A 23021-nucleotide genomic window follows, 5' to 3' on the forward strand; every position below is an offset into this window, starting at 1 on the left:
ATTAAATTATCTGGTGGTGGTAAAACTATGAGAGTTGTGATTGATATTAGTGAAAAATTAAAAAAGGTTGAACCTTCAGCGACGGTAGAGGTTGTTACTCTCGCCCGAAAATTAGAAGAAAAGGGATATGACGTAATTTCCTTTGGTATAGGAGAACCCGATTTTCACACACCAAGAAAAATAATAGAATGGGCGTATGAGGCAATGAAAGAAGGGTATACTCACTACACACCTCCCGCAGGTTTAAAAGAAACAAGAGAAGCCATAGCTGAAAAATACAGAGAGGAAAACAATGTTGACGCTACTTGGGAAAATGTCATTATAACCCCCTCCAAATTTGGAATTTTTACAGCGATGGCTTCCGTTCTAAACCCTGGAGATGAAGTACTTATCCCTAATCCTGGCTGGGTATCTTACTGTCAAATGGCAAAACTTTTAGACGCCAAGCCTATAGGTTACTCTGTGTCCATAAGAGATAGGGCAATTAATGAGGAGGAAATAAAAGAAAAAATAACGAATAAAACAAAAATGATAGTTATCAATTCTCCCTCAAATCCCCTTGGAACAGTATTCTCCATTGAGGACATGAAATTCATTAGGGACATTGCTCAGGACAAGAATCTTATTGTGTTATCAGATGAAATTTATGAAAAAATCATTTATGAGGGGCGGTTCATATCTCCAGCTTCTTTTGAAGGTATGCTTGAGAGAACAATAATAGTTAATGGATTTTCAAAGATGTACGCAATGACTGGTTGGAGGATTGGTTACATTATAGCTCCAAAAACCCTAACTAAAGAAATGACGAAATTCCAATCTCATACGCTTACTTGTGCACCAGCTTTTGCACAAGTAGCAGTTGCAAAGGCTCTAAGGGATGATGAAACTCAAGAGGAAGTAAAGAAAATGATAGAGGAGTATTCAAGAAGAAGAGAACTGGTGTATAATGAACTTAAAAAGATAGAGCTTTTCGAAGCTTATAAACCAAAAGGTACTTTCTACGTCTTTCCAAAATACAATTACCCAATGAAGTCAAGTGACTTTGCAAGGATGATTCTTGAAAAGAAGCATGTTGTAGTTACTCCTGGCTCTGCTTTTGGAAGTTTAGGTGAAGGGCATGTTAGGATATCTTTTGCCACTTCGAGAGAAAACATTAAGAAGGGCATGGAAAGAATAAGAGAACTTGTAGAAGAACTTTAAAGGGAGTGCAAGGTCTGGGGATTAAACTATCCTAAGGGGGTATATATTATGAAAACTGAAAAACTCATTGGGATTTTGGGTGGAATGGGTCCGCTTGCAACAGTAGATTTATTCAAGAGGATAGTCCTCAAGACCCCAGCAAAAAGGGACCAAGACCATCCAAGGATAATCATCTACAACAACCCGAAAATCCCTGACAGAACTGCTTACATCTCACCGGCAAGTCCTAGGACTTCTCCCTTTTTTAAATCGAAGCTTATGTCATCAACAGCCCTCACAACACCCCTATTGGTGAAGTAATACATCTTAAGATTGCGAACCTCAAGCACATTCCCAGCCATTCCATTCACCTCATAATAAAAAAAGATAGAAGTTTATTCAGAATACACAATTTCCCCGTTTATCAGTACCATTTCGGCTTTGTTTCTAATGTCTAGTGGGTCTCCACTGAACACTACAAGGTCGGCGTCTTTGCCTTCCTCTATGCTACCTACCCTATCCTCAATACCGAGTATCTTTGCGGGAACTATAGTCATGCTTTTGAGAGCTACATCAGGAGCAAGGCCCTTCCTTACAGCGATTGCAGCCATAATCGGTAACTCGAAAATCACTTGGCCAAGTGCGTCTGTACTAAGTGCAAATTCGACCCCCGCTTTTGCAAGTATTACCGGAGATTCAATAGTAAGATTCCTAAGCTCTGGCTTGTGTCTAGGAAGTAAGAGCGGCCCATGAACTACTGGAATTCCTTTCTTTGCTATTATATCTGCAATCTTATAAGCCTCAGTTCCGTGTTCTATGACTATCTTTACTCCGAACTCTTCGGCAATCCGTATTGCTGTTAAGATATCACTTGCTCTGTGTGCATGAGCTCTAATTGGGATTTCTCCTTTTAGAACGGCTTCAAGCGCCTCAAGTCTTATGTCAAACTCTGGAGCCTTATCTGGGTCTTCCTTTGCTTTTTCTTTCTTTTCTATGTAAGTTTTTGTTTTGTACAACCATTCCCTTATTAATGCTGCATTTGCCATTCTAGTTTGCGGCATTTTCTTCTGGGTAACACCATAGACGTTTTTTGGGTTCTCTCCAAATGCCATTTTCATACCCATTGGGAATTTAACAAGCATGTCCTCAACTGTTCTACCGTATGTTTTTATTGCGGCACCCATTCCTCCTATTGGATTTGCACTACCAGGGAGAATTCCAACTGTAGTTATTCCAAATTCTCTTGCCATTTCAAACGCTGGGTCATCAGGTTTGATACCATCTATAACACGTAAGTGGGGAGTTATCGGATCAGTCATTTCGTTTCCATCGTTCCCTTCCCATCTAAGCCCTTCTTCAAAGAGCCCTATGTGTGCGTGAGCATCTACAAGCCCGGGGGTAATTATCTTTCCGCTAACATCTATCACTTCGTAATCTTCTGGAATCTCAAGGTCTTTTCCCCCAACTTTTTCGATTTTACCATTTTTTATCAGGATTACACCCTCTTTTACGATTCCCAAACCTGACATAGTATAAATTGTTGCTCCTTTCAATGCAAGTTTTTTATCTTCCATTTTCAACACCTCCAATTTTGTAAATCTTGTAAAAAATAATAAGAAAGCATCACATCTTCTTGAGTCTCGGATTTACGTACTCTTCAATTGCATAACCAATTTGAGTAAATCCAAGGACCGTTATTGTTATCATGATACCCGGAGAAGTTATCCACCACCAGAGACCGCTGGAAATAGCTCCTGAATTTCTAGCCCAATAAATAATCGCTCCCCATGATTTCTTAGAAGGATCACCCAGTCCTAGGAAGCTAAGTGAAGCTTCTGCAATCATTGCACCTCCGACTCTCATTAATGTAAACGCGACTAGTAAAGGAAGCAGCTGTGGAAGTATGTGTTTAAACATTATCCTTCTGTCACTGGCTCCAAGTGCGCGTGCCGCTTCTACGTAATCCCTTTCTTTTAATGACAACACTTGAGATCTAACTAGTCTCGCAATTCCAGGCCAACTGAATATCGCGATTGTTATTATTATGTTTATGTAACCCTGTCCAAGTATGGAAGCTAATAGTATCATAAAGGGCAATATTGGAATTAGTAGCATGACATCGGTTATTGCCATTAATCCTTCCTCGATTACTCCTCCGTAATACCCTGCTACTAATCCAACTAGTGTTCCTATGGTCACTGTAGACACTGCCGCAGTAATACCCACTAATAGGGAAATTCTTGCTCCGTATACGAGCTCACTGAACACGTCTTGCCCTATGTCGTTTGTACCAAGTGGGTGCTCCCAGGAGGGAGGCAAAAATGGGGTATCTACAATCTCCCAAGGATCATAGGGAGCGATGTATTGTGGAGCGATTGCCATTGCAAATGGAATAGCCAGAAGGATTAATCCAATACAACCTCTTTTGTTTGTAAGTATTGCTTTGATGATTTCTAGAGAGGCGAACAATCCATTACTTTTCTTTTGTTTTTTAGTTACTTCAGTCATTGTGCACTCACCCTCGGATCTATTATTGGATACATGAACTCAACTATTGTCACGAGCACCAGGGTTAGGAGGGAAGTGTAGACCACAATACCAAGAAGTAACGGGTAGTCAGTCATGTATACCGCGTCGTAAAGGAGTTTTCCTACTCCTGGCAATGAAAAGACAACCTCTATCAGCATTGCTCCGCTTACTGACCATCCCAAGTCCATCGCAAGAGCTGTAACTACTGGCAAACTAGCTGGTCTTAATGCGTGTTTGAAGAGTATCTTTTTGTCCGGCATTCCTTTCGCTTTAGCTGCTAGAATAAATTCTTCTCCTAGAACATCTAACATCGAGTTTCTCATGAGCATAAAGTACCCTGCAAACCCCAAAATAACAAGAGTCACAAATGGGAGCCATAAATGATGGATTATATCCTTTACAAATTCTATCCAACTAGCATGTTCTGCTCCATATGTGTAAGCCCCATATAGGGGTGCTAGTCCGAAATAATAGCCAAATATTATTAATAGCACTATACCCAGCCAGAAACTTGGCATTGACCTTATAAACATGGCGAGAGAAACTAAGAATGAGTCCGCTAAAGACCCTCTTCTATATGCGGCTATGGCTCCCAGAAAGACACCTATAAGTGCGGATACAATTACGGACGTAGTAACGAGGACAATTGTCCAAGGTAACGCCTCTTTAATGACCTTTGTCACTGGTTCAAACCTGCTGAAAGAAATACCAAGATTACCATGAAGGAAAAATTCCTTTATGAATACTTTATATTGCTCCCACAATGGCTGGTCTAATTTGAACTCTTTAATGAGTGCTTCTCTCAATTCTGGTGAAATGTTGGGATTCTCAGCCAGATACGCAAAGGCTCCTCCAGGTAATAGTCTTGGGATGACAAATGTTATACTTACGATTATGTAAAATACAATTGCTCTTATTATTATTTTTCGGGCGACTTTATATACCCATTTCCCCATTTTATCACCTTCTTATGTTGTCTTTAATTTACCAAACCTTATTTCGGAGCATTTTTCTGTTACAAGGCTTTTTTCCAAAAACATAAAATTAAAAAATCAAGAAAAAGGGAATTTGGCTCACTTCCTCCTTCTAAGCACTATTGGGATTAGCGCTAGACCTAGGATTGATGCTGGACCGCAGATGCCTCCTCCTTCTGTTTCAGTTTTAGTTGTGGTCTGAGACTCTGCTGAAGTTTCTGAAGTTGTTGTTTGTTGTTCAGAGGTTGATGTCGAAGGTTGCTTGTTTATTTCCTTGTTGTAGAGATTCATGAGGCTAAACCAGTTGTCTGGGCCGGTTATATCAGACATTGTCCAGCCATCCCAATTCTTGGTGCTGTATGCATATATGAACTGTTGATGAACCATATTTAAGACTGGGACATTTTCTGCTAGTATCTCTTGAATCTCGTATACGATCTTCTTTCTCTCTTCATAATCTACGGTAGATTTCTGTTTGTCGAGAAGCTCGTCTAGTCCAGGTACCGTACAGTGTCCTTTATTCCAGCCACCGTTTGAATGGAATAACATTCTGAGGATATCCGGATCAAGGGAGCCAACTCCACCTATTATCAGCATGTCAAAGTTTCCTGAGTCGAGATAGTTTGAAAGTGTTGTCCATTCAAGTGGCTGGTACTTAACATTGACACCGATCTTCTTGAGGTTCTCTGCTATCATCTGACCCCATCTAACTCTTAATGGATCGTAAGAGGGAGAGTATAGAGTCAAGGTTACATCTGACCCGTCTGGTGCTTCCCTCCACCCATCTCCATCAACATCTTTGAATCCGATCTCATCAAGCAATTGTGCAGCCTTTTCGAGGTCATATGGGTACTTTTCTTCTTTTGATGGAAGATTAGGATTATACCACTTTGCGAGTGTTGGAGGAATTCTTCCAAGTGATCCCGGTAGTGCATGTCCTTGATATACTACCTTAACGACTTCCTCCTGATTGATAGCGTGATGTACTGCTTGTCTGAACTTCACTTCGCTCATTGGCCATCTCTGGCAGTTAAAATACATATACCTAGCACCAAATTCAGTTACAGCGTGTAAATGAGCATCGGGAATTTCTTCAACTTGTGGAATGGAGCTGTATGGAATACTCCATGTCATTACATCTACTTCTCCTTTTTTAAATGCCAAGAGCATTGCATCTGGATTTGATATTATTGGCATTATAATTTCATCAATAAGAGGCCTTCCAAGATGATAGTTTGGATTCACCTTAAGTTTGTAATATTGTTGGGGCTTATGTTCGACAAAAATGAACGGTCCGGATCCTATAGGATGTTCATTCTTGTATTGAATGATTTCAGTTTTGTCTATCTCCTTCCAGATGTGCTCTGGGACTATGTAAATTGAGGACGCGATCGAGTACAAGAATGGGGCGTAAGGCTCTTTTAGATAAATCTTTACTGTGTACTTATCCACGGCTTCTGCCCTGTCAATTACAACAGCATAATCTGCAAATCTTGTTTGGGTACCAATTTCTGCTAGAAGATTGTATGTAAATGCAACATCTTCAGCGGTTACTGGTTTTCCATCATGCCATGTGGCATTTGGGAATAACTCAAACGTCCATACTTTACCGTCTTCTGAGACACTCCAATCTTTAGCAAGTCTACCAACGTATTTCATGTCTGGTGTCATTATAGTAAGAGTGTCATACACATTGTCCAGAATCATGGCTTCCCATGAAGATGTGTAAGTAAATGGATTCAGTGTGTTCGCCTCACCCAGCATTGGCCATCTAAACGTTCCTCCAGGTTTCATCCACGGCTCCCTGTGGATGTAGTCAAAGATGTTGGCTTTTTCTGTTGTAGCGGCTTTAGCTCCGGGAAGCAGAGCTGATGCTACTAGAACAAATAACAAAACAAAACTGGCTACTTTTTTTCTTTTCATTTTAGCACCTCCACCAGGGGCTTACGTATCTGGCCCCTAGTACTAAGTTGATGACGTTTTGGGGTTAAATTATTTTTTCTCAAACATTTAGATATATGACAAAGCTCTTATCTTCAGTGCACTTTAGATTGTCATTATGTCAAATTTGTGTCGTTGATGTTTATAAAGTAGCCCAAATGCCTGAATTTAATGTTCTCTGCAGATATTTTGTTAATGATAGTATAAGTAGCATATAATAAGGTCATATGAGTATTCACTGAATTCCAAAAATGAGATCAGAATGCAACATAATGAGCAAACATGTAACTTTAGTTATTCTTAGACTTTATTATATGTTGCCATTAAAGTTGAAAATACGCTTGGTAGCAATGAGCCAAAAGATTTCTGACCTCTAAAGGGTTGTTGGAAATAAAATAATCTCCCAAATCAGCCACTAAAGGAAGGTATTTAAGCTCATCCGCTTCATAGCTCCAAAAGCCTATTTTTATTCCCATGCTTTTAATCCACTTAACAAGAAGCCTGAAGTTTGCAATGCCAACGTAGAATATCCCATCTATGGGGACGTGAAGAGCAAAGATCCCAAGGTGCCTTTTTAAGAAGGGCACCACTGCAACACTGCTTCTGCTTATTATAGAAAAAGCCAGCTTTAAATTCTCCTCATGTCCTCTTAAAGCTCGGAGTATCTTGATTTTTGTCGTAGATATTACTGCTTTCTCAATTTCATACTGGAGAAGAAGTTCCTTTAAGTCCTCAACAGCCTCTGAATCTTTTATGTCTACATTGAAAACAGCGTTGGGGAATTCTCTAAAGATGTCTTCTACCCTCGTTACATATTTTCCATAAGGCGCAAGTGCTTTAAGCTCTTTAAAAGTAAGCTCTTTTACAGAATATTTGTTCCCATCTAGAGTTATTTCCGGGTCGTGGAGTGTTATTAGCTCTTCATCTGCGGTTTTCCATACGTCGAATTCTATCCCGAATCCTCTCTTAACCGCTCTCCTAAACGAACTCATACTATCCTCAGGATCCCCAAGACCTCTGTGAGCTATTATCATAGTTCTCACTTATAACTTAAAAGGTAGAAGGAAAAACTTATTCCATCTCCTTTATTCGTTTCTCAACTATGTTCCATAGCTCTGGGTACTTCTCCTTTATTGCCTTCTCAAGGAGTTTGCTCGCTTCGTTTGAAATGCTGAACTCTGGAATAGTTTTTCTTAAATACCTAAGCACTGCAGTAGCTTCAGGAGACCATAGAGTAATCCTCGGATTCTTTAAAGCTTCCTGCAGACTTATTTCAAGCGCTTCTTTATTTATCTCCCCCTTTGGCGGAATTTCCACTTCAGGCATTGGTTCAGAGATTATAGCTTCCAAACCCCTTCCAAGGGCTTTTTTCTTTCTCATACGCCATCAACCTCCTCAGCTAATTTCATATACGCCTTGGCACCTCTGCTGTCCGGAGCGTAGAGGAAGATTGGCTTTCCATGAGAAGGTGCTTCTGCCAGCTTTACATTTCTTGGAATCATAGTTTTGAACACCTTCTCCCCGAATATTCTCCTCACTTCTTCTCTGACTTCCTTGGAGAGGTTTGTCCTTTTATCAAACATCGTTATCAGGAATCCCCTAATTTCAAGCGGTATCCCAAGCCTCTCTCTGACAAGCTTAATTGCCTTCAAAAGAAGCCCTATGCCCTCTAAAGCATAATATTCCGCCTGAATAGGTATTATCACTTCATCGCTGGCAACAAGAGAGTTCATCGTTAAAATACCAAGGGACGGAGGCGTGTCTATTATGACATAGTCGTACTCCTCCTTAATTTTAGCAAGCTTGTTTCTAAGGATGTATTCCCTTCCTATCTGGCTGCTGAGTTCGATCTCAGCGCCGCTTAGTGCAATGTTGCTTGGAATAAGTTCAAGCCCCTCTATTTGAGTATGTACTATTGCTTCTTCAATATCTACCTCGTCCAGTATCACATTGTAAATGGTTGGGCTCGCATCTCTAAGTCCAAGTCCAACGGTTGTTGCGCCTTGCGGGTCCATATCAACAAGGAGAACCCTTCTTCCTTTGAGGGCAAGTGCTGCTGAGAGGTTTATCGCAGTAGTGCTCTTGCCTACTCCACCTTTTTGATTTGCAATACTTATCGTCGGCATGCCATTATCTACGAGATTGGAAGTTATAAATCTTGGCAGTTAAACGTTATAAGTTGTAACTTATAAGTTAGGCAAACCGAAAGACTAATAACACTCCAGAACGAACATTACTAATGCGCTGATGCACTAAGGAGGTGATTACGTGGTTGAGTTCAACTATAAACGCGTTTTTCTGCTTGGATTTGGGTTCTTTGGGATAAGCATAATATGGTCCCTATACAACGCATACATCCCGATTTTCCTCCAAGATACATTCAAGATGAGCAGAACCGTGACGGGCTTTGTAATGACAATCGATAACCTCTTTGCAGTGTTGCTGTTGCCGTTTCTTGGTGCCCTCAGTGATAAAACAAGGACAAGGATAGGACGTAGAAAGCCCTACATTCTCCTCGGAGCTCCTTCAGCAGCTTTGCTTTTCGCCCTCATCCCAATAGCAAGGAGATACGAGAGCCTTGCACTCTTTATGGGGACGATAATCTTCATGAACTTCTTTATGGCGCTCTTCCGGTCTCCAGTAATAGCCTTTATGCCGGATATAACCCCAAGTGAAAAGAGAAGCCAGGCTAATGGGATTATAAACTTCATGGGAGGTATTGGAGCCCTACTTGCGTACTTTGGTGGAAAGGTTCTCTACGATATTAACTATGCATATCCGTTCTTTACTGGAGCAGTGATAATGCTCATTGCTAACCTCCTCGTTGTTTTCTTTGTGCCGGAACCTGAGGAATACCGCGTTCCCGGAGAAAAAATGGATATCAAAAAGCTCATAAAAGAAACCTCAAAGAAGAGCTTTGGCGAACTTAAAGAGAACCTCAAGGATGTATTTGCAAGTAAAGAAAGAAGCCTGCTCTTTATCTTGTTCTCGATCTTTCTCTGGTTCATAGCGTTTAATTCGGTGGAGACATTTTTCACAAGCTATGCAAAGTACCACCTTGGAATTGAAGAGAGCACTGGGGCATTCATGATGGGCGTCGTTTCACTCAGCTTTATGCTCTTTGCAATTCCGGCGGGGTTCATTGGTGGGAGAATTGGAAGAAAAAAGACAATAACCACTGGGTTGATTCTCACAACGGCAGTAATGATATTGGCTTATCTCCTGGGAGAAACTTCAAAACCCCAGAGCAGCGCATTAACCGACCCGCTGGTGCTCAAATTCATGGGACTATTTTTCTTCGGTGGTATAGGCTGGGCAATGGTAAACGTCAACTCCCTTCCAATGGTTGTTGATATGACAACAGAAGAGAAGCTTGGAGGCTACACTGGACTTTACTACTTTTTCAGCCAAGCTGCAAATCTCATAGCTCCTCCTTTAGCCGGAGCATTCCTTGATGTTATTGGCTATAGCACTTTGCTCCCCTTCGCGGCAGTGTTCTTCATACTGGCTACTTTAACAGTTCAATTCGTTAAAAGAGGGGACATAAAACGCGGAGGTGATGACGTCTACGAGCTGATACCGGATATGGATTGATGTGATAAGAATGAAAAGGCTTAACGGAGGCGTGGTAATAAACAAGAACTTCCTTCCCCAGTAGGAGCAACTACAGCGCTAGTATCAATGCCAATGAGATGGCACATGAAAGAACTTGAGGTGACCGAAAGATGCTCTGGGAGATAGTTCTTCTTGCATTGGCCTTGTTTTTTGCCTTTGTCTTCTTTGTGGCCTATAAAATGACTACTCCGCCAAGAAGAGTCAAAAATTGGACTCCAAAAGATGTCGGGCTTGAGTATGAGGATATTACCATATCAACCACCGACGGACTAAAGCTGAAAGGTTGGTGGATAGACAGAGGGAGCGAAAAAACGATAATTCTCCTCCATGGATACGCTTCAAGCCGGTGGAGCTTTTACATTATCCCAATGATAGAAACCCTTGCAAAAAACGGATACAACGTTCTGGCCTTCGACTTTAGAGCCCACGGAGAGAGCGAGGGCAAATACACCACAGTTGGAGATAAAGAGCTCATAGACCTTGTCTCCGCTATTGACTGGCTTAAAAGAGAAAAACCAAACAGCGCCAACCGTATTGGTTTGGTAGGCTATTCCATGGGTGCTATGGTGGCAATTAGGGCTCTTGCAGAAGATGAAAGAGTTTGCTGTGCCGTTGCGGATAGCCCTCCCATGCATTTGGACAAAACGGGAACCAGAAGTTTAAGGTACTTTGCAAACCTACCGGAGTGGCTTTATCCCTTTGTGAAGCCCATCTCAAAAATGATTACCGGGACTAGAGAAGTACACCCAATAACATACGCCGATAAAATCAAAAAGCCTCTTCGTTTGATAGCGGGCAAAAAAGATCCCATAGTTAAAGTTGAAGAGGTTAGGGAGTTTTACGAAAGAAATAAAGAGATAAACCCGGACGTTGAACTTTGGGTCACGGAGGCAGCACATGTGAGGACAATTCAGCTTATGCCCGAGGAGTACAAGCAAAGGATTCTGCAGTTTTTCGAGAAATACCTTTGATTTTTCTTTCTCACTCCCAGTGAAAACAACCTTTAAGTATTTCACTTGCATAAAATAATCTGGTGAGAAAAATGAAAGTCAAAGTAGGAGTTAACGGCTATGGAACTATAGGAAAGAGAGTTGCCTATGCAGTTTCAAAGCAAGATGATATGGAGCTAATAGGAGTTACAAAGACGAAGCCGGACTTTGAAGCATATCGGGCTAAAGAACTTGGAATCCCTGTTTATGCCGCGAGCGAAGAGTTTTTGCCAAGGTTCGAGAAGGTAGGCTTTGAAGTTGCCGGAACCCTTGATGATCTTCTTAACGAGGTTGACGTCATAGTCGATGCCACTCCTGGAGGAATGGGTGAGAAGAACAAAGCTCTCTACGAAAAAGCGGGAGTTAAGGCAATATTCCAGGGTGGAGAGAAGGCAAGCGTTGCGGAGGTCTCATTCGTTGCTCAGGCGAACTACGAGAAAGCTTTGGGCAAGGACTACGTTAGGGTAGTTTCTTGCAATACCACAGGCTTAACGAGAACTCTGAATGCAATAAAGGACTACATCGACTATGTATATGCCGTGATGATTAGAAGGGCTGCGGATCCCAATGATAGTAAGAGAGGTCCCGTTAATGCCATAAAGCCCTCAGTTGAGGTTCCTTCCCACCATGGGCCGGATGTACAAACTGTACTCCCAATAAACATTGAAACAATGGCGTTTGTTGTGCCGACAACCCTCATGCACGTCCACAGCGTAATGATCGAGCTGAAGAAGCCTCTCGAAGCAAAGGACGTCGTTGAAATCTTCGAGAACACCACAAGAGTTCTGCTCTTCGAGAAGGAGAAGGGCTTTGACAGCACAGCCCAGCTCATAGAGTTCGCAAGAGATCTTCACAGGGAATGGAACAACCTCTATGAAATAGCTGTCTGGAAGGAAAGCATTAGCGTAAAGGGCAACAGACTCTTCTACATCCAAGCAGTCCACCAGGAGAGTGACGTTGTCCCGGAGAACGTAGACGCGATAAGGGCAATGTTCGAATTGGCAGACAAGTGGGAGAGTATAAAGAAGACGAACAAGAGCTTGGGGATCTTGAAGTGATCTCAAAGTTTTTATAACCTTTTGCAAATCTTTTTTCATGGAGACTGAGGAATTCATTATTGTCTTAGGTCTGCTCTTAATCCTTGCATTCTTATTATATCCCAGTGAAACTATATCCCAGACTTTCTGCGAAGGCAGTTTTGGAAAACTTGACAGCTATGATGTGAGCGTTCGAGACGGGTTTCTGAGGGTATATTACAAGGGCGAAGAAATCTTCACAGCAAAAGGCGACCAGATACTCGTTAAAAAGACAAACGTGGATTATTCATATTCAAAGGGCTGCTACCAAGTGAGCATAAAAGAAAAGCCCGAGAAAGCTCTCTATATTTTTATTGCCGGAGTTGTCCTAATCGGCGCGGCGTTCTATTACATGGCTTTTCTTAAGTATCGATAAAGCCAATGTTCCCTCCCTCCATTTATCGAATCCACCTCCTGAACCAAGAGCGCCCCCCAAGGTCCTTCTTAACTAGGAAAACGGTTTTTTCACACTTCTTTGCCACCTCTACGGGTAGCTCCCCGAACAGGCTCTTGGCGAAGAGCGAGCTCTCAGAGGCGCCCATTATAACGAGGTCGTGGTTGCGGCACTCGGAGAGTATCGCGGCTTTGGGGTCGCTAGAGCGGACGACCTTCAGAGTTCCCTTAGCCCCATTTAAGAGCCTCAGAACCGGCTCAAGGCGTCGTTCTATCCTTTTTCTCTCCGTTCCTTCTGTATCAACGTACAGTACGGTAACGCTTGCACTATTTTCGAGGGCCAATATCCTCACTATCTCTGCAGCTAAAAGACTGTGGGGGCCGACAGATGTCGGAAAGAGTATTCTCTTAATTTCTCCACCCTTTCCCGGCTTCACGAGGAGTACATCACAAGGGGCTTCCACGAGCTTATCCAGGTTGCTACCGAAGATGTATCCCAGCCTCGAACGCCCCCTCCAGCCGAGAACTAGGAGGTCAGCATTCTTGTTCCTTATGGCACTCAGTATTCCCCTGTAAACGCTGTGGGCGTAGTAGACCACACCTCTCACGTTCACATCTCCACTGAGCCCTTCCCTTACCTCCTTGAGCAGTTCCAAGGCGGGGCCCGCAAAGCGGTGCGCCTCCTCAAGGGGTGTCTGCTTCGGAACCGTGACAACGCTTACAAGAGCTAGTTCGCCGTTTTTGGCTCGGGCTATGGTCTCTCCAACCTTGGCGAGATATTGGGCATTCTTGGGGTTTGAGATGGCTACCAGAACCTTGTAGCCTTCTGGGGACCACGCCCCGAAAACGACCTCCCGCTCTGGTGCTTCCTCAACTTCCCTCGCTCCCCTGTAGCGGAAGCTGAGTGCTAGTCCTATAGTCACCCACCCAAGCGTTACGAACCACGCCGTCGGGCTTACATCGAAGATCCATATTGAGAGAACTCCCTGCAAGGCTATGGCCGCGAGAGGTATGAATGGGAAGTAGGGCATCAGAAAACCATAATCAAGCTCGTCACCTCTTTCACGCCTTATCTTTATCACAGCAGCATTAACAAGGAGAAATATCAGCAGAAAGACTATGTCCGCGCTCGCGGCGACGTCCTCTATCGGCAGGGCCATGGCAACCGTCACGATGATGACTGTGGAGAGGGCAAGCGCTATGTGCGGAACCCTCCTCACGGGATGAACCCTTGATATGAAGCGCGGAAGTTTTCCGTCGCGGCTTATTGCGAAGAGAACCCTCGTTGATGAGTAGATGGTAGCGTTGAGTGCTGAAGTCGAGGAGAAAATCGCCGCAAGCGTTATCAGAAGACCCCCGTAGGGCATGAGGTCCTTTATTGCCTCGCCCATGCCAACGGCCCCATGGGAGGCAAACCACGCTGTCAGGTTCTCGGGGGAAACGTCTGCCCCGACTATTGCCGCGAAGGCGAAGAGGAGGTATGTGGTCGTTACCGCTATGACCGAGTAGAGGATCGCTTTGGGTATGCTCTCCTTTGGGTCAAAGGCCTCTTCACCCGCGTGTGCTATGACCTCGTAGCCCTCGAAGCCAACGTAGGTAAAGCCCATGGCAGCCAAAACCTTAGCCCACCCGTTAGGAATAAAGTTGCTGAAGTGAGAGAGCCTCTCTGGGTGGAGGATTGTATAGAACACCGCAAAGATGCCAATAAAGAGTAAGGTTGACATCTGCCCGATGGTTATCAGGTTCTCAATGTTACCTGTTTCAGAAACACCGATGTAGTTGATAACGACAAAAATCGCTATTATCACGAGCGCAAGGACCTTTATCACAAGTTCGCTCTCAATGCTGAGTGAGGCGAACCAGTCCGTCCCTTCGAGGAGAAAGACGGTGTATGTGGCGAAAGTTATGGCGTAGAGGCTCCCCGCGACGGTTAGAGCAAACCAGTTGAGCCAACCGGATATGAAGCCGATCAGGCCCTTAAACGCTTCGTCTATGTAGGTGTAAGCCCCTCCTGCCGTTGGAAGTGCGGAGGCAAGTTCCGCGAAAGACATCGCAGAAAAGAGGGCGACGAGGCCGTTGAGGGCAAAAGCCACGAGAACTCCGCCGGGGCCGGCGAAGCCTATTGAAATTCCTGTTGCCACGAACACTCCAGCCCCTATCATCATGCCCATGCCCATCATCATGAGGTGCCACATGGATAGGCCCCGTGAAAGGCCAACTTCGGTCTCCATTCTACCGCCTCCTCTCAACTACAGCATGCCTCACAGAGTTAACTTTTTGCTTTATCCTGCGTCTTCTGCGGGATTCCCTTATCTTTTTCATCTCCTCGATTATTTTCTTTGACTTATAGAGGAGAAAGAGCATGAGCGAGTATGCACCGGTTATTATTCCAACTCCAATTATCTGGGAGCTATTCAATTATCTCCCCCCACTTTAATCATTCTACCTCATTAATCCGAAAATGGAGGTTAAAAAATTGACCCTCATTTGAGCAGGTTTCAGCAGAATATGCGGTAGAAATAGGGAAGGAGTTAAGACCTAACCTCAGCACAAGAAGTACTTACTCCCTTGGATATCCACACTCTCCAAGAAGTAGCTCAAAAAATTAGATTGTGAAGCCTAATTCATGCGAAAGCTAATTTTCTGTTCATCCTTTGTTTGGTTTACAGCCCCAGTTTTTTCTTCACTTCCTCTGCTTTCATTCCCCTCACAAGCACATCCTTTTCCCTGCTCGTCTCTCCCCTGACCAGCTCAACTTCCGCACCCAGAAGTTCCGAGAGAAACTTGACGAGCTCTTTGTTGGCCTTTCCCTCCACTGGTGGGGCCTTGATTTTAACTTTAAGCCTGCCGCGCCACTCATCAATCCCTCCAATCTCGTTCTTCTTAGCCTTTGGTTGGACATAGACCAAGAGAAGCGTCCCCTCTTTGGTTTCCTTTAGGAATTTCGCGCTCATGTTAAACCCTCCAGTCAACTAATAACTGGAACTCCAACAATGTATGGGGGCAAACCATTAGGATAGCGTTTCATAAATCGCGCGTAGTTCTTTTTGAATACTTCGGTATCCTTTACTTCGCGTAACCACTTCTCGACACCTTCAAGGATATCCATCACAAATATGCGGACGTCGATATTCAAAGCATCCTCTAAAATGTTACAATGAAAAATATTTGATGTACCAGTTGGTTCAACAAAAATAACTCTAGAATAATTGCTTTTGGGATGTTGAGAGGTGCCCTGATGTACAAATGAACATCTAAAATAATAGCAATCCTCCCCGGTTAGGCATCCTTTGTACTTCTCTCCCACATACTTGTTAAACCACTCAATATATCGCTGTTTTGTAGCTTTCCCATCTTCTGAGCTGAGTGCACCACAGATATCTGGGAGCGTCAATGCAGCCAACAACGCAAGATAATACAAATTGTTGTCCAAAGCTTTCTTGATTTGGGATATTAATTCTTCCATCTCAGTCCCTCCAGTCCGTATTCCCAAACTGTTTTCGGTGGGAAGTCATTGCGCTTAAGCTTTTCGAGTATTTCCCCTGCAACCCGATATGCGAAGTCAAAGGTTTCTTTGTCAATCAGCCCGTAGGTGAGGGCCATCTCAAGCTCGTCTTCATCGAGGAGAAAAGCCCTGCCGTCGGGGAATATGAAAACGTCTAGGAAGAGGTCGAGCATCTCTATCGTGTTCCCCTCGCGCTTCGTGTATGCTAAAACGTCCACGTAAAGCCCCTTGAAGTTGCCCTCCTCGTCGTAGACTTTCAAAACATCATAGTTCTCTCCAGCAAAGGCGAAGTAAACCATGGTGTAGCCGTTCTTGATAACTTCAACACCGTCTACCCTTAGAGGGACGAGCATTCCTTCAAAGCGAGATTTAGCTACAACTACCTCTCCCATGTCAGCTATAAGCTCGTCTTCCCTCTCAAGGACTCTATTTGGAATGCGCCTGTAAATAAGGTGAATTTTCCTAGACATTTCCCATCCATATCGATATAGCGGGGTTAGTTTAAAAGTTATTGCATCTGTTAATTTGTTTTGGGCACCCAAAGAGAAGTAATTCAAAGGGAAGGAATTTCTAAGCTTCAAATATCAATTCCTTAAGTTTTCTAGGAAGCTCTTCTATCTTTACTCTTATTTGCTCTCTCGTGTCTCTATCTCTTATAGTCACAGTATTGTCCTTGGGCGTCTGGTTGTCCACCGTTACGCAGTAGGGAGTTCCTATCTCATCATACCTTGCGTATCTCCTTCCGATGGTGTCCTTCTCGTCGTAAACTACTATGAAGCCCTCTTTCTGCAGGGTTCTGAAGATATCGTAGGCTATGCTTGTGAGCGGCTCTTTGGCAACCAGAGGCAAGACGGCAACCTCTATTGGAGCCATGTCCTTCTTTATCTTGAGGTATACCCTTCCATCTTCGTCTGTTGTCAGTGAATTTTCAAGAAGCAGGTAGAACGGCCTGTCTATTCCAAAGCTCGGCTCCAAGACGTGAGGCACTATCTTTTCACCGGTCACCTTTTCTTCGACCTCTTTGATTATGAAGTCCTCCTTTTCAAGCTCGTAGCCATCAATAAGGACCTTTCCGATCTGCTCCAGCCCCTCAACTATCTTCTTGAGCTCCTCTTGGCTCATCTCTTGGAGCTTCTGGTTAATTTTCTTTGCGTCCCCTTTGAGCTTGGGGCCGACTCTCTTCATATTGAGGGAAACTTTGAGCTTCTTAACTATCTTGGGCTCTTTGTAGTGGATCATAACAGTCAGATCTGCCCCGCTTTCCCTTATGTGTCTGCTAAGGTCATAGTTTCCTCTGTAAGCTATACCAACGCACTCTACCCACCCAAACCTCTCGCTGTGGATTTCCACGTCCCACGTATCCTTTGAGTAGTGGGCTCTCTCTTCTGGTAGCTGCTGCCTGAACCTGATTTTATCCTCTGGGATGCCGATATCGAGCAGGATTCTCTTTACCATAGCCATGTAGTATGCGAAAAAGGTGTTCATTATGTATCCTTTCTTCACAGCCTCTTCGAGAGTAATCTCGATCATACCAAGGTCTTTGAGCTGGTGCTCTATTGGGTAAAGCCTTACAACCTCGTCCTTGACCTCGTCAAAGTGCGGGTGCTCGGTCTCGTTGGGGTTGAAGAAAATCTCAGCCTCTGCTTGGGTAAATTCCCTCAACCTAAGCATTCCCTGCCTTGGTGAAATTTCGTTTCTGTATGCTTTCCCTATCTGGAAGACTCCAAATGGGAGCTGGTTTCTGGCGAAGTTGTTTAAGCGTTTGAAGTTTACAAATATTCCCTGAGCAGTTTCTGGTCTTAGGTAGCCCTTCTTGTCTTTATAGGGGCCGATATATGTCTCAAACATTAGGTTGAAGTACCACACATCGCTGAGCTCTCCGCCACACTCTGGGCATTTTATACCATGCTCTCTTATGAGTTGAGTTAAATGCTCCGCACTGAGCCCCTCGGTGTCGATCCCAAGTGCCTCTTCAATAAGATGGTCAGCTCTAAACCTTGAACCGCATTTTTTACACTCAGTTAAGGGGTCAACAAACTTTTCCACGTGGCCTGAGGCGATGAAAACTTCCTCAGGCGTAATATCCGGAGTCTCAATTTCAAAGAAGCCTTCTCTTATAAACGCTTCTCTGATTTTCTTCTCAATTTTCCTCTTTATTGTAGCCCCCAAAGGACCGTAATCGTAAAAACCTCTCGCTCCACCATAGATTTCAAAACTACCCCACGCAAAGCCTCTCCTTCTCATTAGGTCTTGAAGAACTTCGTACTTATCCATGAACACCACCTTAGTGCATGAAGACGGAAGCACCTAAAAAAGTTTTGCTTCTGGAAGGTTGAGTGTAATTTAAATATTGTGGTGGACCGGGCGGGATTTGAACCCGCGGCCTACGGCTTGCGAAGCCGTCGCTCTCCCAGGCTGAGCTACCGGCCCGCCTCGAAGAGGGAATCACAACCAACTCAGAGACAGATAGTTAAATCCATATGAATTTTCTCGTTTCTGGCGTTTTTCTTGATAATTGCTCCGTTTTCTGGCGAGTTCCCCCTGTGCGTATCTGCGAGGCCATATACGTATCATTTAAGTCGGCTTAAAAACTTTACTCTTGAGCATCCCACTAAGAAAAAGTAAAGAAATTAAGCAATGTTCGATTTGGAAATTACACTTGACATAATTACTAATTTAAAGAACATAAATAACATGGAACTCTTTTTCTGGTTTAACGCAAATCCATTAGTGCTTTACTGAATTAAGTAGTTATGAGTCTTTGATTTCTAATCTTCCTTAGGTACTGCAATTCCGCTTAAGGCTTTTTTAATCTTTTCTAATTTTTCCCTCTCTTCGTTTATTATCTCGTTTAATTTCAGTATTGCATTCTTGATATCTTCGTGTATATTCGGATTGTCCTCAAACCTTAATGCTATGTAATCTGTGAAAATATCTACTCCTTTAAATGATCTTATTGTGTTTTTTAATTGTTCCCTAATTTCGGATTCATGTATTATCATTTTGTGTTGATCACTTTCGAGAATAAGTTTTGTAGACTCAAGTTTTAACCCCCACTCTTTTCTTGGATATAACTTTACTCGAAATTCTCCACCTATTCTTTCGACCGTATACCCCCAGAAAATTTCTTCTTCCTTCACTTCTTCCACCTCCTTTTCGGAGAATTCTTTCACTATCTTTCGCATAAGATCCTCATCTCTTTTATATTCCCCTAGAATGAGATCCGCTCCAGGATGGTGCTTCAAATTGCTTATAATTTGTTCTCTAATCTCCGTTGGAAGTTGAGCTAAAATTCCTCTAATTATTTTCACATTGTAATATACCTTGTCGTAGTTTACTCTATTCTCAGTATATTCTTTCCACCACAGAACTTCTTTTTCGCCAACTAATGAGGAAACTATATTTGCTAGATGTTTAAAGAGATCAAAATACCTTCGATGCTTTGGATGAGTACTAGGCAAGTTGCACAGGGTATTGTCACACCTATCAACAATTTTGGCCAAGAGCACTTTCACTTCTTTATCCATCATTATCTCCTTCCCCTTGCCTCTCGTTCAATATTCTTTGGCATTAATTCCTAAAAATTTTTCCAATTAGCAAAAATTATCATAAGGAGTATTTGTAAACTCAAATATTGAGGGTTTTGGTGTAATTATTGTTTCCAAAATTTGTGGGGGATGCTTCTATGTGAACTTTCTTCCATCCTAAAAGGGTGATTTACCTCTTTTATCCCCATAACTCGAAGAATTTCTCTGCAACTATCTTAACGTACTCACATTTTCCCATTAACTACGTAAACTATTTCCGAAAATATTTTTAAAGATCGCAACTATGTTCAATTTGGTGTGGAACAATGCGAAACATAGATCTTCTGATTGATATTTTAGATACCTATTTTTACAAAGATCAACTTCAACAACTTCTAGAACAAGCAGGACTCAAAAAATCAGGAACCAAAATAGAGCTTATCGAAAGGTTACTTACAGAATCAAACTACGATCTTGCATATATTTTCTCTAGGCTAACAAAGGACGAGCTACTTGAAATTCTTGAACTCTACTTCGATGAGACACTTCCCAAGTCAACCGTCAAGCAAGAAGTCATAGATAGACTTGTAGAATACTTTGAAGGTACTCAGAAGAAAGACAAACACATTCAAAAGGAACAACGAAAAATGAGTAAAAAGGATGAAATTGCTTTCTCAAAAGTATACGAAATTTTAAATGAGTTTGGACGTGTCATGTATAAAGCAGACAATGAGGCAGATTTGGAGAAACAACTTGTTCTTTATCTCCGTAGTAAGCTCCCAAGTAGTCTTGTAACTCCGCAAAAGGCAGGAGCAAAGCGCGGGGGTGTCTATGTTCCTGACATTGTTATAGGGAATAACTTGGCAATAGAAATCAAATATTTCACACAAAAACGAAGCGACGATTGGCATAGCGCTATTGGTCAGGTAGTTCGATATAAGGTTGATGGAGAATATGAAAGGATTATCCTGTTCATTCTAGATAAAGCAGATAATGTACCAGAGAACTATAAAGAGTATGAAAAACTACTGCCTTGGTTAACTATTGTAGTTAAAAAATGAGAAGCAATAATTGAACTTTCGTAATTTTGACTTTTTATTTTCTTGAAGGCATCAAAACGAAGCGTTAAAGAAATAAAATTATAGTCTTTGCATATCAAAAATATAAGGCAAAAAGAAGGGAATTTTCACTTCAATATGATTCTTGCGTCGGCGATGGCTGCGCCTTCGCCCTCTGGATAGACAAAGACTGGGTTTAAGTCCATTTCCTTGATGTAGTCTTTAAGATCGTCAACGAGGTTTGAAACCTTCAGCATCATGTCTACAATTGCCTTCATGTCCGCTGGGGGTTCTCCCCTTGCTCCAGCGAGGATTGGATAGCCTTTAATGCTCTTTATCATTTCCCAAGCGTCCTTCTCTTCAATTGGTATTATCCTGAAGGTTACGTCCTTGAGGATTTCCACAAAGATACCGCCGAGGCCGAACATTATTGCGTGTCCGAATTGTGGGTCTTCGGTGACGCCAATGATTACTTCTCTTCCGGGCTTGAGCATTGGGGCTATTAGCACACCAAGAATCTCTGCATCGGGCCTGTATCTTCTTGCGTTCTCGTGGATTTCTTCCCATTTTTGCTTGAGTTCTTCGTCGTTTTTTATGTTGAGCATGACGACTTTTGCATCGCTCTTGTGGAGTATTTGTGGCGACATGAGCTTCATGACGATGGGGTAGCCGATTTCGTTTGCGTATTTTATGGCTTCATCAAGGGTTTTTGCGAGTTTTTCTTCTGGGACTGGTAAGCCGTAAGCTTTTAGGACTTGTTTTGCCTCGTATTCAACTAAAGCCTTCCTACCTTGAGCCAAAACATTTTCAATAACTTTCAAAGCCTCCCCCCTCATAAAATACCCCTCCAATCAATCCAGCGTGGTCGTGATATATCTCCATTCATTTGCATCCCTCTGTTTACTTCAAAATCCAATAAACCAAGAGAGACGACAACAGTATCAATACGGGGGCTTGTGAATCAAAGCTGGCAATAGTACATGCGGCGGCAATTATAATTGCAATGATCGTACTTACTATAACAGGCTTGGGTGTTCGTTTACGTGATGAATAGAGACCTACTATTATCCCTAGGGCTATGGGGATCCTAAAATTGTTTGCGAAAACTATTCCGTTCAGTATATCGTTTATTGTTAATGCAAGAAGGGTGGATATAATAGCTACAGCGATAACTGATTTTCTAGCTTTAGCCAGCAAGAGCTTCTCGTCTGATGTGGAATCCACGTCATAAAAGACTTTTGTGAACAAAGTAGATGTCCCAATCAAAACTGGGGCTGCGGTAGATAAAATTGCTGCCCATAATCCGGCTATAAGAAGGCCCCCAATTACCGGATGAAGTGTAGAGACTATCAGTTGAGGTAACGCTTCAAGCGACGGCATGTTTGGCGCAAGGACTCTTGCTGTCATACCAAGAATTGCTGCGAGTATCCCTGCAGGAGCTACTATAAGCGCTGCAATAAGGCACCCTTTAAACGCTGTCTCATCATTTTTAGCTGATTTTATTGCTTGCAACTGGGGCTGATTCCCAATTACAGCTGTTGCGGATGTTATAAACCATGAGAGTATTACTAGCTTGCCAACTCCGGTTAGTGAGAAGTAATATGGGGGTAAACTTGCTTGCAAGTGAGTGAACCCTCCAACGTTCTTCAGCTCTAGTATAACCCCCATGATCAGCCCAAAATACATGGCTACAATATGTATTATGTTAGCAATTCCTGCTGCCCAGACTCCTCCCACGTATATGTACACCGTGAATATTCCAGCAGTTATTAACATCATAACGGAAGGCGGTATTTCGGGAAAAAGGACAGATAGTACAGTCCCACCACCAACCACTTGGAGAGATAGGGCAATAACAAAGCTTAGCAGTAGTACGTAGTTCACTATTTTTACAGCATCTTCCCCAAAGACCTTGCCTATCAGCCCCGGTATCGTTATCACGTCATGCTTCCTTATTTTTCTTGCTATTAGCCCCGCAAATATTATTCCAATGGCGATTGTTATCCCGAACCACCCTGCAGAGATGCCCTTAAGGTATGCTCTTTGCGAGCCCCCGATTACTGTAATTCCCCCAATCCACTGTCCTACAGTTAGAGCAGTGTACACTCCCAGTCCCATTCCTCCTCCTGCTATGAGAAAATCGGAACCTTTTTTTGTACGATTTTGAGCAATTTTTGTTGCAATGCCAACAAAAAATAAGTAGACTAGGATAATTGCTATGTGGGTTACCCTCAT

22 protein-coding genes, 1 tRNA gene and 2 pseudogenes are annotated in these 23021 nt (G+C 42.9%); 7 read left to right on the top strand and 18 right to left on the bottom strand.

The window, feature by feature from the left end; translation table 11 throughout:
• Positions 1 to 27 precede the first annotated feature (27 nt).
• A complete protein-coding gene (locus tag NF865_RS06835) occupies positions 28 to 1200 on the top strand; it encodes a pyridoxal phosphate-dependent aminotransferase (protein WP_253304012.1) in 1173 nt (390 codons plus the stop codon).
• Between the two features lie 48 nt (positions 1201 to 1248).
• Positions 1249 to 1413, top strand: a pseudogene (locus NF865_RS06840) (aspartate/glutamate racemase family protein); the annotation flags it as partial.
• Here the strand turns inward: NF865_RS06840 and NF865_RS06845 are convergent.
• From NF865_RS06845 to NF865_RS06880, 8 genes and pseudogenes are all read right to left on the bottom strand, one after another.
• A pseudogene (locus NF865_RS06845) lies at positions 1413 to 1541 on the bottom strand (ABC transporter ATP-binding protein); the annotation flags it as partial. The pseudogenes NF865_RS06840 and NF865_RS06845 overlap by 1 nt on opposite strands.
• A gap of 33 nt (positions 1542 to 1574) precedes the next feature.
• Complete coding sequence (locus NF865_RS06850) at positions 1575 to 2753, bottom strand: amidohydrolase (protein ID WP_253304013.1); 1179 nt, start codon at positions 2751 to 2753, stop codon at positions 1575 to 1577.
• A 49-nt stretch (positions 2754 to 2802) separates the two neighbouring features.
• Positions 2803 to 3648 carry an ABC transporter permease gene (locus tag NF865_RS06855; protein ID WP_253304014.1) on the bottom strand — a complete coding sequence of 282 codons (846 nt, stop codon included), beginning with the start codon at positions 3646 to 3648 and terminating at the stop codon, positions 2803 to 2805.
• Positions 3649 to 3683: 35 nt separating this feature from the next.
• The gene (locus tag NF865_RS06860) at positions 3684 to 4664 is read right to left on the bottom strand and encodes an ABC transporter permease (protein WP_253304015.1); all 981 of its coding nucleotides are present in this window, start codon (positions 4662 to 4664) and stop codon (positions 3684 to 3686) included.
• Between the two features lie 117 nt (positions 4665 to 4781).
• The gene (locus NF865_RS06865) at positions 4782 to 6605 is read right to left on the bottom strand and encodes an ABC transporter substrate-binding protein (RefSeq protein WP_253304016.1); all 1824 of its coding nucleotides are present in this window, start codon (positions 6603 to 6605) and stop codon (positions 4782 to 4784) included.
• 341 nt (positions 6606 to 6946) lie between these two features.
• The gene (locus NF865_RS06870; protein WP_253304017.1) at positions 6947 to 7657 is read right to left on the bottom strand and encodes a glycerophosphodiester phosphodiesterase family protein; all 711 of its coding nucleotides are present in this window, start codon (positions 7655 to 7657) and stop codon (positions 6947 to 6949) included.
• Positions 7658 to 7694: 37 nt separating this feature from the next.
• Positions 7695 to 8003, bottom strand: coding sequence for a hypothetical protein (locus NF865_RS06875; protein WP_253304018.1), 309 nt, complete (start codon positions 8001 to 8003; stop codon positions 7695 to 7697).
• The gene (locus NF865_RS06880; protein WP_253304019.1) at positions 8000 to 8749 is read right to left on the bottom strand and encodes a ParA family protein; all 750 of its coding nucleotides are present in this window, start codon (positions 8747 to 8749) and stop codon (positions 8000 to 8002) included. The genes NF865_RS06875 and NF865_RS06880 overlap by 4 nt, the downstream gene beginning before the upstream one ends.
• Before the next feature lie 142 nt (positions 8750 to 8891).
• Between NF865_RS06880 and NF865_RS06885 the strand changes: the two genes are divergently transcribed.
• From NF865_RS06885 to NF865_RS06900, 4 genes are all read left to right on the top strand, one after another.
• A complete protein-coding gene (locus tag NF865_RS06885; RefSeq protein ID WP_253304020.1) occupies positions 8892 to 10217 on the top strand; it encodes an SLC45 family MFS transporter in 1326 nt (441 codons plus the stop codon).
• A 131-nt stretch (positions 10218 to 10348) separates the two neighbouring features.
• Positions 10349 to 11209, top strand: coding sequence for an alpha/beta hydrolase (locus NF865_RS06890; RefSeq protein WP_253304021.1), 861 nt, complete (start codon positions 10349 to 10351; stop codon positions 11207 to 11209).
• A gap of 71 nt (positions 11210 to 11280) precedes the next feature.
• Positions 11281 to 12285 carry a phosphorylating glyceraldehyde-3-phosphate dehydrogenase gene (locus NF865_RS06895; RefSeq protein ID WP_253304022.1) on the top strand — a complete coding sequence of 335 codons (1005 nt, stop codon included), beginning with the start codon at positions 11281 to 11283 and terminating at the stop codon, positions 12283 to 12285.
• Between the two features lie 37 nt (positions 12286 to 12322).
• The gene (locus tag NF865_RS06900; protein WP_253304023.1) at positions 12323 to 12679 is read left to right on the top strand and encodes a hypothetical protein; all 357 of its coding nucleotides are present in this window, start codon (positions 12323 to 12325) and stop codon (positions 12677 to 12679) included.
• Between the two features lie 22 nt (positions 12680 to 12701).
• Here NF865_RS06900 and NF865_RS06905 read toward each other — a convergent pair whose 3' ends face one another.
• From NF865_RS06905 to NF865_RS06940, 8 genes are all read right to left on the bottom strand, one after another.
• A complete protein-coding gene (locus NF865_RS06905; protein WP_253304024.1) occupies positions 12702 to 14927 on the bottom strand; it encodes an amino acid permease in 2226 nt (741 codons plus the stop codon).
• 1 nt (position 14928) lies between these two features.
• Positions 14929 to 15114 (bottom strand): hypothetical protein, encoded by a 186-nt coding sequence (locus tag NF865_RS06910; RefSeq protein ID WP_253304025.1) that lies wholly within the window; start codon positions 15112 to 15114, stop codon positions 14929 to 14931.
• 245 nt (positions 15115 to 15359) lie between these two features.
• On the bottom strand, positions 15360 to 15650 hold the full coding sequence (locus tag NF865_RS06915; protein ID WP_253304026.1) for a DUF167 domain-containing protein: 291 nt from the start codon (positions 15648 to 15650) through the stop codon (positions 15360 to 15362).
• A 14-nt stretch (positions 15651 to 15664) separates the two neighbouring features.
• Positions 15665 to 16162, bottom strand: coding sequence for a hypothetical protein (locus NF865_RS06920; protein ID WP_253304027.1), 498 nt, complete (start codon positions 16160 to 16162; stop codon positions 15665 to 15667).
• Positions 16150 to 16671: a ribonuclease FAU-1 family protein gene (locus NF865_RS06925; RefSeq protein WP_253304028.1), complete on the bottom strand. Its 522-nt coding sequence runs from the start codon at positions 16669 to 16671 to the stop codon at positions 16150 to 16152. The genes NF865_RS06920 and NF865_RS06925 overlap by 13 nt, the downstream gene beginning before the upstream one ends.
• 100 nt (positions 16672 to 16771) lie before the next feature.
• Positions 16772 to 18475, bottom strand: coding sequence for a glycine--tRNA ligase (glyS, locus tag NF865_RS06930; RefSeq protein ID WP_436317646.1), 1704 nt, complete (start codon positions 18473 to 18475; stop codon positions 16772 to 16774).
• Positions 18476 to 18554: 79 nt separating this feature from the next.
• A tRNA-Ala gene (locus tag NF865_RS06935) sits at positions 18555 to 18631 on the bottom strand.
• Positions 18632 to 18969: 338 nt separating this feature from the next.
• The gene (locus NF865_RS06940) at positions 18970 to 19728 is read right to left on the bottom strand and encodes a hypothetical protein (protein ID WP_253304029.1); all 759 of its coding nucleotides are present in this window, start codon (positions 19726 to 19728) and stop codon (positions 18970 to 18972) included.
• A 326-nt stretch (positions 19729 to 20054) separates the two neighbouring features.
• Here NF865_RS06940 and NF865_RS06945 point away from each other — a divergent pair, with 326 nt between their 5' ends.
• Complete coding sequence (locus tag NF865_RS06945) at positions 20055 to 20789, top strand: SAP domain-containing protein (RefSeq protein WP_253304030.1); 735 nt, start codon at positions 20055 to 20057, stop codon at positions 20787 to 20789.
• Positions 20790 to 20914: 125 nt separating this feature from the next.
• On the opposite strand, the gene NF865_RS06950 is transcribed toward NF865_RS06945, so the two are convergent.
• Positions 20915 to 21622, bottom strand: coding sequence for an acetate--CoA ligase family protein (locus NF865_RS06950; protein ID WP_253304031.1), 708 nt, complete (start codon positions 21620 to 21622; stop codon positions 20915 to 20917).
• 64 nt (positions 21623 to 21686) lie between these two features.
• Positions 21687 to 23021, bottom strand: a complete 1335-nt coding sequence (locus NF865_RS06955) for a sodium:solute symporter family protein (protein ID WP_253304032.1) — start codon at positions 23019 to 23021, stop codon at positions 21687 to 21689.

The organism is Thermococcus aggregans (genome assembly GCF_024022995.1).
Classification (GTDB): Archaea; Methanobacteriota_B; Thermococci; order Thermococcales; family Thermococcaceae; genus Thermococcus_A; species Thermococcus_A aggregans.